Raw genomic sequence first — 12935 nt, forward strand, 5'->3', positions numbered from 1 at the left:
AGTGGCTTCTTTTTCGACCAGTCTGGAACAGGCTCTGAGGCGCGCGCTGCAATATGCCAATGAGCGCAATCACGAATATGCAACGCTTGAGCATCTGCTGCTCTCGCTGATCGACGACCGCGACGCGGCCGCCGTGATGCGGGCCTGCGATGTCGATCTCGACCTGCTGCGCGACAAGGTCACCGGCTATATCGAAGAAGAGCTGGCCGGTCTTGCCGGCAAGCAGAGCGCCGACGCTCAGCCAACGGCGGGCTTTCAGCGGGTGATTCACCGCGCCGTCGCCCATGTCCAGTCCTCCGGCCGCGAAGAAGTTACCGGCGCCAATGTGCTGGTGGCGATCTTCGCCGAGCGCGAGAGCCACGCCGCCTATTTCCTGCAAGAGCAGCACATGACGCGGCTGGATGCGGTCAATTACATCAGCCACGGCATCGCCAAGCGGCCCGGCATGTCCGAGCCCCGCACGGTGCGCGGCGTCGACGACGACGCGGCGACGGTGGAAGGCAACGAGGACAAGAAGCGCGGCGCCGATGCGCTCGAGGTCTATTGCGTCAATCTCAACGAGAAGGCCGAGACTGGGCGGATCGATCCGCTGATCGGCCGGGCCAGCGAGATCCAGCGCACCATCCAGGTGCTGTGCCGCCGGCAGAAGAACAACCCGCTCTTCGTGGGCGATCCCGGCGTCGGCAAGACCGCCATTGCCGAGGGTCTGGCGCGCCGCATCGTCATGGGCGATGTGCCGGAGGTGCTGCAGGACGCCACCATCTTCCAGCTGGATATGGGCGCGCTGCTGGCCGGCACCCGCTACCGGGGCGATTTCGAGGAACGGCTGAAGGCCGTGATGCGCGAGATCGAGAATTATCCCGGCGCGATCATGTTCATCGACGAGATCCACACGGTGATCGGCGCCGGCGCCACCTCGGGCGGCGCTATGGACGCCTCGAACCTTCTGAAGCCTGCGCTGCAGAGCGGTGGCTTACGCTGCATCGGCTCCACCACCTATAAGGAGTACCGGCAGCATTTCGAGAAGGACCGGGCGCTGGTGCGCCGCTTCCAGAAGATCGACGTCAACGAGCCTTCGGTCTCCGACGCCATCGATATTCTGAAAGGGCTGAAGCCTTACTTCGAGGATTTCCACAAGGTCCGCTACACCACCCAGGCGATCCGCACGGCGGTGGAGCTGTCGGCCAAGTATATTCACGACCGCAAGCTGCCCGATAAGGCGATCGACGTGATCGACGAGACGGGTGCGAGCCTGATGCTGGTGCCGGAGAAGCAGCGGCGCAAGGTGATCGGCGTCAAGGAGGTGGAGAACACCATCGCCACCATGGCGCGGATTCCGCCGAAGACCATCTCCAAGACCGATGCGGAGGTGCTGCGCCATATCGACCGCGATCTGAAGCGGGTGGTGTTCGGCCAGGACGAGGCGATCGAGGCGCTGGGCGCTGCGATCAAGCTGTCGCGGGCCGGGCTGCGCGAGCCGGACAAGCCGATCGGCTGCTACATGTTCTCCGGCCCGACCGGCGTCGGCAAGACGGAGGTCTCGCGCCAGCTCGCCGATCTGCTCGGCGTGGAGCTGCTGCGCTTCGACATGTCGGAATATATGGAACGGCACACGGTCTCGCGCCTGATCGGTGCGCCTCCCGGCTATGTCGGCTTCGACCAGGGCGGTCTTCTGACCGACGGCGTCGATCAGCATCCCCATTGCGTGCTGCTGTTGGACGAAATCGAGAAGGCCCATCCGGACCTGTTCAACATCCTTCTGCAGGTGATGGATCACGGCAAGCTGACCGACCATAACGGCAAGCGGGTCGACTTCCAGAACGTCATCCTGATCATGACCACCAATGCGGGCGCGACCGATCTGGCCAAGGCGGCGATCGGCTTCAACCGCACCAAGCGGGAAGGGGATGACGAGGAGGCCATCGCGCGGATGTTCTCGCCGGAATTCCGCAACCGTCTGGATGCGGTGATCCCGTTCGCGCCGCTTGGGCCGGAGGTGATCTCCAAGGTGGTCGAGAAGTTCGTCTTCCAGCTGGAGGCGCAGCTCGGCGACCGCAACATCACCATCGAGCTCACCGACGAGGCCAATCAATGGCTGGCCGAGCGGGGCTATGACGAGAAGTTCGGCGCGCGGCCGCTCTCCCGGGTCATCCAGGAGCACATCAAGAAGCCGCTGGCCGAGGAGATCCTGTTCGGCAAGCTGCAGAATGGCGGCATCGTCCGCGTGATCGTGGAAGACAAGGACGGCAAGAAGGGCCTCGGCTTCGAGTTCCTCGACGCCAACGCGCCAGCCAAGCCGAAGAGCGAGAGCAAGGCCAAGTCGCGGAGCAAGAAATCCCGCAGCAAGGAAAGCGCTTAACGCGTTTCTTGCCGCTCAGAACACAAAAGCCCGGCCATCGCGCCGGGCTTTTTTGTTTTTGAGGGGCATTACGACGTCCGTGGTTGGAGCGGGGCACTTAGCAGTTCCCCCGATCCCCTTCTTCACCCTCGGGCTTGACCCGAGGGTCCATGCCGTGACCGCGCAGCTAGCGACGGCGCGCCAAGAGAAACCGCGGCGCATGCCGAGAAGGAACGGCATGGATGCCCGAATCAAGCCTGTGCCCGGGCTGACCGAGCCAGACCCGGGTAGCCGGGCATGACGACGGAGTGTGGTGCGCTGTCAGGTGATCACAGCCTTCGCCCCACGTCATCCTGAGGCGCGCGCATTGCGCGCCTCGAAGGAGACGTGGCCCTGACGCCCATCCTTCGAGGCTCGCCGCGTTCCGCGCCGAGCGCCTCAGGATGACGCCCGTAGGGATCGGGAGGCGCGTCATGGCGCGGGTCCTGGGGCACGTCTTGCGGCGGGTTGAAGAGATGCGGTTCTCGGCCTTACCCCAAACACCTTCGTCACCCTCGGGCTTGACCCGAGGGTCCATGCCGTGACCGCGCAGCTAGCGACGGCGCGCCAAGAGAAACCGCGGCGCATGCCGAGAAGGAACGGCATGGATGCCCGGATCAAGTCCGGGCATGACAAAAGAGGGGGTGGAACCTCGGAGTGCCTACCGGCACGGGGTCATTCCGGCGAAAGCCGGAATCCAGCGACAAGGTCCGTGCAAACATGTGGATCCCGGCTTTCGCCGGGATGACGCCCGTTTTGTTGGGGAGGGGGCAAAATACGACAATCGCCGGACCCCCACCCGATCTAGCCCAAGGCCAGATCGACCTCCCCCTTCTAGGGGGAGGTTCGGTCCGCGGCTTTGCTACACCGCCGTGCGGATCTTCTCGGCCAGCGCCGCGAGCTCGTCCTGGTCGGCCATGTCGCGGGCGTGGCCTTTCAGGGGTTCGCCCTCTTTGCGCGGCACGATGTGAAAGTGGAGGTGGAAGACGGTCTGGCCGGCGGCAGCGCCATTATATTGCTGGATCAGCACGCCTTCGGCCCCGACCGCATCGCGGATCTTCGGGGCGAGCTTCTGCACCACTTCCATGGTCTTGCCCAGGGCCTCGGGCGAGACGGCATAGAGGTCCTCGGCCGGCTCCTTGGTGATCACCAGGGTGTGGCCTTCAGTCATCGGCATGATGTCGAGAAAGGCGAGGGTGTCGTCGTCCTCGTAGATCTTGTGACAGGGCACTTCGCCCTTCAGCATCTTGGCGAAGATATTGTCCGGATCGTAGGCCATTTTCCCTCCCTATAAGCGGCACTTGTGGCGCGCCATTCTTGTCATCGCTGCCACCCACACGCAATTCGCCGGGCGCTCAAATCTTGTCGGTATCGCTCTTTTTGAACGGGCTCTCCTCGGAGAGGAGGGCGATCTCGTGGCTGACGGCGCGGCGCTCGCGGCGGAGATAATCGGACACCGCCGCGGCCAGCGAGGCATCGCGGAAATAATGGGCGCTGTAGGTGGGCGTCGGCAGATAGCCGCGGGCGAGCTTATGCTCGCCTTGGGCGCCGGCCTCGACGCGGGCGAGCCCCCGTTCGATGGCGAAGTCGATGGCCTGGTAATAGCAAAGCTCGAAATGCAGGAAGGGGTGATGCTCAGCGCAGCCCCAATAGCGGCCGTAGAGCGTGTCGCCGCCGGCGAAGTTCAGCGCCCCGGCAATGTAGTTTCCGTCGCGCTTGGCGAGCATCAGCACGATCCGCTCCGGCATCGCTTCGCTGACAAGCGAGAAGAAGCGGCGGTTGAGATAGGGGCGGCCCCATTTGCGCGCGCCGGTATCTTGATAGAATTCGAAGAAGGCGTCCCAATGCGCCTCGGTGAGATCGGCGCCGGTGATCCATTCGGTCTCGATACCGTCCGCCACCGCTTCGCGGCGCTCTTTTTTCAAGGCTTTCCGCTTGCGTGAGGCGAGCACGCTCAGAAAATCGTCGAAGCTGGCATAGCCCTCGTTCTGCCAGTGGAATTGCTGGTCGGTGCGCTGCAGATAGCCGATCTGGCCGGCGAGCTTCCATTCCTCTTCGGTGAGGAAGGTGATGTGCAGCGAGGAAAGCTCCAACTGGTTGGTCAGGCTGGCGCCGGCCTGCAACAACAGGCTTTGCCGCTCTTGCTTGTCGGGGCAGTCGGGCACCAGAAGTCGTGGGCCGGTGACCGGGGTGAAGGGGACGGCGCTTTGCAACTTCGGGTAATAGGCGCCGCCCGCCCGCTCGAAAGCGTCGGCCCAGCCGTGATCGAAGACATATTCGCCCTGGCTGTGGGATTTCACATAGCAGGGCATGGCGCCTTGCAGCTCGCCATCGGGGCCTTGCAGCAGCAGGTGACGGGGCAGCCAGCCGGTCTCCATTGCGGCGGAGCCGGACTCTTCCAGCGCCTTTAGAAAAGCATGGGAGACGAAGGGGTTGTAGCCGCGCGATGCGTCCGGGGCTGAACTCCCGAAGGCGCAAGCATCCCAAGATTCGGCGTCGATCTCGGCTATGGAGGAGACGGCCTGGACTGTGACTTTCTCGATGTCACCCAACGCGTTACGACTCCGTCTTAAGGTTCGATCGTCTCGAAGATCATGGCATCGGCATGGGCTTTTGCCCGTGCCTTGTCGGCCTCGGTGCGGACCGTCCAGGTGAGGAGCGGCAGACCGAAAACCTTGCGGGCGATGGCCGGCGCGGCCGCAGGCAAAGCGCGGATATCGTAGGCAATAAAGGCCGGTTTGGCGATGGCGGCGGTGAGCAGACGGCGCATGGCGAAACGCTTGAACGGCGAGAGTCCGGGCCAATCGGCCTTCTCGAAGCGGCAGGCGACCAGCCCGCGCGGGATCTCCGGTGCGAGCCGTTCAAAGGCCCCCACCACGTAAGGATCGAACGACATTACCGCCACGGGGCCGCGATAGGCGGCGAGCTGCTCGGCGATCGCCCGCACGAAGCGCTCATCGCCGTTCCATTCGCCCTTGATCTCCAGCAGCAGCCCGGTGCGCCCGCGGACCCGATCCAGAAGTTCTGCGAGGGAGAGGATGCGGTCGGCGCTGCCGGTGAGGGGGATTTGGCAAAGCTCGGCCAGGGAGCGGTCTTTCACCGCGCCTGGCTGGCCGGTGAGCCGCATGAGTTCCGCATCGTGGAACACGATAGGGGCGCCGTCTCGCGCCGCCTGGAGATCGACCTCGATATTGTAGCCGCCGACGATGGCGGCCTCGACGGCGGAGGCCGAGTTCTCAATGATGCCGCGGGAGATATCGTGCAGGCTGCGATGGGCTGTCGGCTTCAGCAACCAATTCAGCTTGGCGCCGTAAGCCATTGGCTTTCGACTCTATTCGATGGCGAAGATAGCGCCGATCTCGACGCAGGCGCCGAGCGGCAGGCTGCTGCAGCCGACGGCCGCGCGGGTATGGCGGCCCTTATTGCCGAGGATCTCCACCATCAGATCGGAGGCGCCGTTGATCACCTTGGGATGGTCGGTGAAGTCCGGTGCGGCGTTTACATAGCCGGTAAGCTGCAAGCACTGCTCGATACGGTCGAGATCGCGCAAGGCCGCCTTGGCCTGAGCCAGGATATTGAACAGGCAGAGCTCGGCCGCCTTGGCGCCGTCCTCGACGCTGACAGTGTCGCCCAGCTTGCCGGTCACGGCGGCTCCATCGCGCATGGGAAGCTGGCCGGAAATGAAGAGCTGGTTATTGATGTGCAGGAAGGGCACGTAATTGGCGAGGGGGCTGGCCACCTCCGGCAAGGTGAGATCGAGGGCTTTCAGCCGTGCTTCGATTTCGCCTGCCATACCCTGTGTCTCCTTCTGCACTATCGTGTTCTGCAAATCGTGATGGGCCGCCCGCAAGAGGGGGCTCAGGGCCCGGAAATAAGTGCCCAGACCATCGGTCAAATCCCTCCCGACCGCAAGCGGCTTGAGGGCTTGTGGTGGGGGGCCAAGGGTGCGAAAAATCGTCTTCCGTCGGGATGTTGGCGCCACGCCGTCATCCGCGCCGGAGGTGCATTTAGGACGATGATGACTCAGTTTGGTTTCAGGCTGCTTCCGGTGCTCACCGGGGTTTTCGGCGTTTGGCTCGCATTGGCCCCGAGCGCTGCGCAGGCGATGGCATCCGGGGTTCCGGCGCTCAAGCCCCACCGCGCCGTCTACGAACTCTCCTTGGACGATGCCCGCTCGGCCTCCGGCATTACCGGGGTGGACGGGCGCATGGTGTTCGAGTTCTCCGGATCGCATTGCGAGGGCTACACGCTGAATATGCGCATGGTCACCCAGATGATGGATAGCCAGGGCCAGACCAATCTGACCGATATCCGTTCCTCCACTTGGGAGCAGGCGGAAGGCAAGACCTTCCGCTTCCAGTCGGCGCAATATCTCAACGACAAGCTCGACGACGTGACCATGGGGCGGGCGACGCGCAAGGACCCGGGCACCGATGTGGAGGTGCGGCTCAGCCGCCCGTCGCCGAAATCCATGGCGCTGCCGCCGAAGGTGCTGTTCCCGACTCAGCACAGCCTGGCCATCATCGAGGCGGCCGCCGCCGGCCAATCGAAGGTGGAGGCGGTGCTTTATGACGGCTCGGAGAAGGGTCAGAAGGTTTATGACACCACCGCCTTCATCGGCGAAGCGGTGCCGGGCGGTAGCGAGGAGCCGCCGGAAGCCCCGGCCAAGGAGCAGGGGCTGGGCGCGCTGCGGTCCTGGCCCGTCTCGATCGGCTATTTCGACACCGCGGGCGGCGACCTGACGCCGGCCTATCAGATCGATTTTCGTCTTTACGAGAATGGGGTTAGCCGGGACTTGCGAATCTCTTACGGCGACTTCTCGATCCGCGGCCGGCTGACCAAACTGGAATATTTGAGCGACGATAAGTGCGAGTAATAAACTTGCAATTTTTGCGTGTACAGTCGCCTGCAATCCAGATTTATTCGCGGTTTCCCCCTGGTTTCAAGTATTGGCTAAAGGGTTTGGTTACGGGTTCGGGTGTGAAATCCGCGACGAAACCGAGGGGATTTAGAACATGCACTGGACGCCGGGACCGGCTCCCAGCACCATGGGAGACAATAATCGCGTTGACGTTCGGGAGCAGTGCGAACCGCCGGGGCTTAAACTGATGAGCAAAACGGTTTTGATCGTGGAAGACAACGAGCTGAACATGAAGCTCTTTCACGATCTTCTCGATGCCCACGGCTATAAGACGCTGCAGACCAAGAACGGCATCGAGGCGCTGGCGCTGGCCAAGGAGCACCGGCCCGATCTGATCCTGATGGATATTCAGCTTCCCGAAGTCTCGGGGCTGGAGGTCACCAAGTGGCTGAAGGAAGACGATCAGCTGCGCGAGATCCCCATCGTCGCCGTCACCGCCTTTGCCATGAAGGGCGATGAAGAGCGCATCCGCGAGGGCGGGTGCGAGGCCTATATTTCAAAACCGATTTCCGTTTCCACCTTTCTCGGCACGGTGAAGCAGTTCATCGGGGAAGCGCAGTAATACATGACCGCCCGTATCCTCGTCGTCGATGATGTGGACACCAATGTCAGGCTTTTGGAAGCGCGGCTGACGGCCGATTATTTCGACGTCCGCGCTGCCACGAGCGGGCCGGAGGCGCTGCAGATCTGCGCGCGGGAGCGGATCGACGTGATCCTGCTCGATGTGATGATGCCCGGCATGGACGGGTTCGAGGTGTGCCGGCGGCTGAAGGCCGAGCCGCGCTCCCAGCATATCCCGGTGATCATGGTCACGGCGCTGGACCAGCCCTCCGACAAGCTGAAAGGGCTGGAAGCGGGGGCCGACGATTTTCTGACCAAGCCGGTGGACGATATCGCCCTGATCACGCGAGTGAAGAATCTGGCGCGGCTGAAGACGCTGACCGACGAGATGCTGATGCGGGTTTCGACCGAGCAGCAGATGGGGCTCGGTGCGCTCGCCGATTCGGAGCTGCAGGATCTGGCCAGCGGCGGCAAGATTCTGCTGGTCGAGGACCGGCCGAGCGCGGCGGAGCGTATCGTCGGCGCGCTGACACCCGATTACGAGGTGGCGCTGGAACCGGATCCCTCCCGGGCGCTGCTGGATTTGCCGGAAGGCGAGTTCGATCTGATGATCGTGAGCACCAGTCTGGAGAATGCCGACGGCTTGCGGCTTTGCTCGCAGGTGCGCTCGCTGGACCGCACGCGGCATCTGCCGATCCTGATCATCGTGGAGGAGGGCGAGGATGCCCGGCTGATGCGCGGGCTCGATATCGGCGTCAACGATTACATCACCCGGCCGATCGATCCGGCAGAGCTGCTGGCGCGGGTGCGCACGCAGGTCAAACGCAAGCGCTACATCGCCGTGCTGCGCATGCGGCTGGAAGAATCGGTGGAGATGGCGGTGCTCGATCCGCTCACCTCGCTGCATAACCGGCGCTACATGACCAGCCATCTCGGCACCTTGTTCGAAGAGGCGGCGCATAGCGGGCGGCCGCTTTCGGTGCTGCTGGTGGATATCGATTTCTTCAAGGCGGTGAATGATAGCCACGGCCACGATGCCGGCGATCTGGTGCTGAAGGAGTTCGCCTCGCGAATCCGCCGCGGCATTCGCGGCATCGACCTGGCCTGCCGGTTGGGCGGCGAAGAGTTCGTCGTGGTAATGCCGGATACCGATCTTGCCCGTGCCTTCCAGGTGGCCGAAAGGCTGCGCGACGGAATCGCCTCGTCGCCGTTCTACGTGGGCACTGAGGCCGATGCGCTGGATATTACGGCCAGCGTCGGGGTCGCCTCGTTCGAGTTCCCCGACGACACGCCCGAGATCATCCTGAAACGGGCGGATCAGGCGCTGTATTGCGCCAAGCGCGACGGCCGCAACAAGGTTGTTGCAGACGCAGCTTAGACTGCTACCTAGATCACCTTAGTTCTGCTTGATTCGCTGACGACTCTTCCGGAGATTTCTCCGGTGCGGGCCAGCTTGGCTTGGCAAATGAGGCGTTTAGCGCAACGCTTTACAATGACTAATATTTTAGCGTATTAAGCAAAAGAAAAAGATTGTTATCGATCGACCGGGGGATGGTTTAAGGTCGATCGGGTCCGGCTAAGGACGAGAGGAATTCTAGGGGTGAGGGGCTCCTACGGGCCTCCGTTGATCCCTAAACCTATTCAAAGTTAGCCCTACGGAATGCTCAGGTCCGCCGCATCTCCTGGGTCCGTGGGGTTCGGTCGGTCGAGGCGCGGTTGAGTGGCCTCCTCGTTAGCGCCGCGTTTCGGCCGACCACCAAGTCAAACGGCCAAGCCCTCTTTGGTCTTTGACTTGTCGACCAGCCCCGTAGTGCATGCAGGAGCTACCCCGCTTAACCTGTATGTCTGCGGGGTTGGTCACTTTTAGCGCCCATTTCCGGGCTTTGTTCTTCGACAATTCAATCTCGAAAGCCAAAACGAGCCCAGCCCCGCCGGGAGCCGGCGAGGAGGCTTAGACAGCTCTGAAGCTTGTCTATTTGATCTTGGCTTCCTTGAATTCGACGTGTTTGCGCGCGACCGGATCGTATTTCTTCAGGACGAGCTTCTCGGTCGAGTTCCGGGGGTTCTTCTTGGTCACGTAATAGAACCCGGTACCCGCGCTGCTTACGAGCTTGATCTTCTGGGTGATCGGCTTCGCCATTTTTCGTCCTTCATTCGGTCAGTTAGCGCCTGTGCGCCGGCGCACACTACTTATCGGCTGGTGGAAGTCAAGCCTGACTGGAGGGGAAATAGGAAGATCCGCCCGGTTCTCCCGTGTCGATGGGATCCTCTTCCGCATTGGGATCGAATCCGTGCATGAGAAGCGCCCATTGCAGGCCGACGAGGGCGCCTTTGATCGGCGGCAGGATGCACAGTGCCATCAGCACGGTCAGCGGGATCCAGAGGGCCGAATGGACCCAAAGCGGCGGGTGATAGGCCATCTCTACCGCCAGCACGAGGCTGACGATGACATGGCCGACGATGACGATGGTGAAATAGGGCGGGGCGTCGTCGGCGCGGTGATGATGCAGCGCTTCGCTGCAGGACGGGCAATGGTCATTCACCTTCAAATACTTGCCGAATATCGACCCCTTGCCGCAGGCCGGGCAGCGCATCAGGCCGCCGCGCCGCAAGGCCTCGGGCAGATTGCGCTCGCCGGTGGAGCGGCCGTCGATCTGGGTGACAGTCTTGGCAGGTGTTTCGGATGCTTGCGGCATCGCCATGTCCTTTCCGTTCCTCGTCTGTGAGGAAAACCTAGCGGCGGCGCTTTGCCCGCCCGCCGGTCTTGTTGGATGTCGTTTTAGCAGTCTTTTTCGCCGCGCTGCTTTTCTTTTTCCGTGACGGACCCGGCCCGCTGCGGGATCGAGCGACTCTGGCCCGGCTGGAAGGGCGGCGCTTGATGCCGAGCTTGCGGCCTTCGGTCAGAAGCTCGAAACGAAGCGCGCCGGCGGTGGGGATGGCTTCGACCAGCCGCACCGTCACCCGGTCGCCGAGCTGATAAGCGGAGCCGGTATCCTCGCCCACCAGGGCCTGATGGGTCTCGTCGTGATAATAATACTCCTCGCCGATGGTGGAGGCAGGCACGAAGCCATCGGCGCCTGTGTCATTCAGTCGCACGAACAGGCCGGAGCGGGTGACGCCGGAGACCTTGGCTTCGAAACGGGCGCCGACCCGGTCGGCCAGGAAGCTGGCGACCAGCCTGTCGACGGTATCGCGCTCTGCCGCCATGGCGCGGCGCTCGGTAAGGGAGATGGCCTCGGCGGTTTCGTCCAACCCCTCCATCTCCGTATCGCTCAAACCGCCTTCGCCGAAGCCCAAGCTGCGGATCAGCGCCCGGTGGATCAGCAAATCGGCATAGCGGCGGATCGGCGAGGTGAAATGGGCATAGCGCCGGAGGTTGAGGCCGAAATGGCCGAGATTACCGACCGTGTATTCGGCCTGCGCCTGGCTGCGCAGCACCACCTCGGCGACCAGCTCCGCCGACGGGGTCTCGCGGCTCTGGCTCAGGATGCGGTTGAAATGGGCCGGCTTCAGAACGCCGGCGCGGGCAAGCTTCAGATCGAGGCTATGCAGGAAGTCGGTGAGGCTGGCGATCTTGGCCTCGGAGGGGGCATCGTGCACCCGGTAGACCACCGGCACCTTCTTGGCTTCCAGCGTCTCCGCAGCGGCGACATTGGCCGCGATCATGAACTCCTCGATCAGCTTATGGGCGGTCAGCCGCGGCGGGCTGACGATGTCGGCGATCTCGCCCTGATCGTCGAGGAGGATCTTGCGCTCCGGCAGATCGAGATCGAGGGGGCCGCGCTGCTCGCGGGCCTTGGCGAGGCTGTCATAAGCGGCCCAGAGTGGCTTCAGCACCGGCTCCAGCAGCGGACCGGTCACATCGTCGGGCTGGCCGTCGATGGCCGCTTGCGCCTGCTGATAGGTCAGGCTCGCGGCTGAGCGCATCAGGGCGCGGGTGAAGCGGTGATCGCGCTTGTGGCCGTCCTTGTCGAACACCATGCGCACCGCCATGCAGGGGCGCGTCTCGCCTTCCACCAGGGAGCAGAGATTGTTGGAGATGCGCTCGGGCAGCATCGGCACCACCCGGTCGGGGAAGTAGACCGAATTACCGCGCATCTTGGCCTCGCGGTCCAGCGCGCTTCCCGGGCGGACATAGGCCGCCACATCGGCGATGGCGACGATGACGATATGACCGCCGGGATTTTTGGGGTCGTCGTCGGGCGCGGCATAGACCGCATCGTCATGATCGCGCGCATCCTGCGGATCGATGGTGAGCAGGGGGAGGGCGGTGAGATCCTCGCGCCCCTCCGGTCCAGGCGGGGTGGCGGCCTCCGCTTCGGCCAGCACGGCTTGCGGGAATTGATCGGGGATGCCGTGGGCATGGATGGCGATCAGGCTGATCGCCTTGCGGTCCTTCGGATTGCCGAGGCGCTCCACGACGCGGGCAGCCGGCACGCCATAGCCGCGCGAGCGGGCGATCTCGAAGCGCACCAGCTCGCCGTCCTCGGCCTCCTTGGTGTCGCTGGCCTGAACGCGCCATTCCTTCAGCTGTTTCTTGTCGATGGGATCGATAACCCCGCCGCTGCCCTGCTTGCGGAAGATGCCGAGCAGGCTGCGCGGGGCGCTGGAGAGCTTTTTGATGGGGCGCGCCTGATAGGCGTAGGTCTCGTCGTCGATCTTATCGATGCGGGCGAGCAGCCGGTCGCCGACCCCCGCGGCGGACTCCGGTCCTTTGCGCTTTCCCTGAACGATGATCTGGGGCGGGGCGCCGTCCTCGTCGGACCAATTGTCCGGTACGGCGACGAACTCGCCGTCCTGGTCGCGGCCGGTGATGCGGACCACGGTGACGGATGGCAGCTTGGAGGGCTGGCGCAGGCTTTTCTTGCTGCCGGCGATCAGGCCTTCGTCGGTCATCTCGCGCAAAAGCGCTTTCAGCGGGATGCGGTCGGCGCCCTTGATGCCGAAGGCGCGGGCGATCTCGCGCTTGCCGACCTTCTCGTCGCTCGACTGAATGAAGTCGAGGACGTCTTGCTTGCTGGGGAGGGCCCTGGTCTTTTGGTCGCTGCGGCTCTTAGAGTTCACCAATTGAGGTCT

General features: G+C 63.4%; 11 protein-coding genes. 4 read left to right on the top strand and 7 right to left on the bottom strand.

The window, feature by feature from the left end; translation table 11 throughout:
- Position 1: 1 nt before the first annotated feature.
- A complete protein-coding gene (clpA, locus tag HT051_RS08090; protein ID WP_174541563.1) occupies positions 2-2359 on the top strand; it encodes an ATP-dependent Clp protease ATP-binding subunit ClpA in 2358 nt (785 codons plus the stop codon).
- A gap of 880 nt (positions 2360-3239) precedes the next feature.
- Here the strand turns inward: clpA and HT051_RS08095 are convergent.
- The 4 genes from HT051_RS08095 to HT051_RS08110 all read right to left on the bottom strand — a co-directional run bounded on the left by HT051_RS08095 (position 3240) and on the right by HT051_RS08110 (position 6170).
- Positions 3240-3656 carry an HIT family protein gene (locus HT051_RS08095; protein WP_174541564.1) on the bottom strand — a complete coding sequence of 139 codons (417 nt, stop codon included), beginning with the start codon at positions 3654-3656 and terminating at the stop codon, positions 3240-3242.
- Between the two features lie 76 nt (positions 3657-3732).
- Positions 3733-4929, bottom strand: coding sequence for a GNAT family N-acetyltransferase (locus HT051_RS08100; RefSeq protein WP_174541565.1), 1197 nt, complete (start codon positions 4927-4929; stop codon positions 3733-3735).
- Between the two features lie 17 nt (positions 4930-4946).
- Positions 4947-5696 (bottom strand): glycerophosphodiester phosphodiesterase family protein, encoded by a 750-nt coding sequence (locus HT051_RS08105; protein ID WP_174541566.1) that lies wholly within the window; start codon positions 5694-5696, stop codon positions 4947-4949.
- A 12-nt stretch (positions 5697-5708) separates the two neighbouring features.
- Positions 5709-6170: a RidA family protein gene (locus tag HT051_RS08110; RefSeq protein WP_174542929.1), complete on the bottom strand. Its 462-nt coding sequence runs from the start codon at positions 6168-6170 to the stop codon at positions 5709-5711.
- Between the two features lie 222 nt (positions 6171-6392).
- Here HT051_RS08110 and HT051_RS08115 point away from each other — a divergent pair, with 222 nt between their 5' ends.
- The 3 genes from HT051_RS08115 (at position 6393) to HT051_RS08125 (ending at position 9237) form a co-directional block, all read left to right on the top strand.
- Positions 6393-7253 (top strand): cell envelope integrity EipB family protein, encoded by an 861-nt coding sequence (locus HT051_RS08115; protein ID WP_208454295.1) that lies wholly within the window; start codon positions 6393-6395, stop codon positions 7251-7253.
- Positions 7254-7485: 232 nt separating this feature from the next.
- Entirely contained in the window at positions 7486-7860 is a 375-nt protein-coding gene (locus HT051_RS08120) for a response regulator (protein ID WP_174541568.1), read from the top strand.
- Positions 7861-7863: 3 nt separating this feature from the next.
- A complete protein-coding gene (locus tag HT051_RS08125) occupies positions 7864-9237 on the top strand; it encodes a PleD family two-component system response regulator (protein WP_174541569.1) in 1374 nt (457 codons plus the stop codon).
- A 594-nt stretch (positions 9238-9831) separates the two neighbouring features.
- Here HT051_RS08125 and rpmG read toward each other — a convergent pair.
- The 3 genes from rpmG to rnr all read right to left on the bottom strand — a co-directional run bounded on the left by rpmG (position 9832) and on the right by rnr (position 12923).
- Complete coding sequence (gene rpmG, locus HT051_RS08130) at positions 9832-9999, bottom strand: 50S ribosomal protein L33 (RefSeq protein WP_174541570.1); 168 nt, start codon at positions 9997-9999, stop codon at positions 9832-9834.
- Between the two features lie 67 nt (positions 10000-10066).
- Entirely contained in the window at positions 10067-10555 is a 489-nt protein-coding gene (locus HT051_RS08135; protein WP_174541571.1) for a DUF983 domain-containing protein, read from the bottom strand.
- A 37-nt stretch (positions 10556-10592) separates the two neighbouring features.
- Positions 10593-12923, bottom strand: a complete 2331-nt coding sequence (gene rnr, locus HT051_RS08140; RefSeq protein ID WP_246810021.1) for a ribonuclease R — start codon at positions 12921-12923, stop codon at positions 10593-10595.
- Positions 12924-12935 lie beyond the last annotated feature (12 nt).

This window comes from Methyloligella sp. GL2, assembly GCF_013341275.1.
GTDB lineage: Bacteria > Pseudomonadota > Alphaproteobacteria > Rhizobiales > Methyloligellaceae > Methyloligella.

Coding starts and splice junctions, on each gene's coding strand:
- HT051_RS08095 (WP_174541564.1), bottom strand. CDS start 3,656: ATGGCCTACGATCCGGACAATATCTTCGCCAAGATGCTGAAGGGCGAA.
- HT051_RS08125 (WP_174541569.1), top strand. CDS start 7,864: ATGACCGCCCGTATCCTCGTCGTCGATGATGTGGACACCAATGTCAGG.
- HT051_RS08120 (WP_174541568.1), top strand. CDS start 7,486: ATGAGCAAAACGGTTTTGATCGTGGAAGACAACGAGCTGAACATGAAG.
- HT051_RS08105 (WP_174541566.1), bottom strand. CDS start 5,696: ATGGCTTACGGCGCCAAGCTGAATTGGTTGCTGAAGCCGACAGCCCAT.
- HT051_RS08110 (WP_174542929.1), bottom strand. CDS start 6,170: ATGGCAGGCGAAATCGAAGCACGGCTGAAAGCCCTCGATCTCACCTTG.
- rpmG (WP_174541570.1), bottom strand. CDS start 9,999: ATGGCGAAGCCGATCACCCAGAAGATCAAGCTCGTAAGCAGCGCGGGT.
- HT051_RS08135 (WP_174541571.1), bottom strand. CDS start 10,555: ATGCCGCAAGCATCCGAAACACCTGCCAAGACTGTCACCCAGATCGAC.
- HT051_RS08115 (WP_208454295.1), top strand. CDS start 6,393: ATGATGACTCAGTTTGGTTTCAGGCTGCTTCCGGTGCTCACCGGGGTT.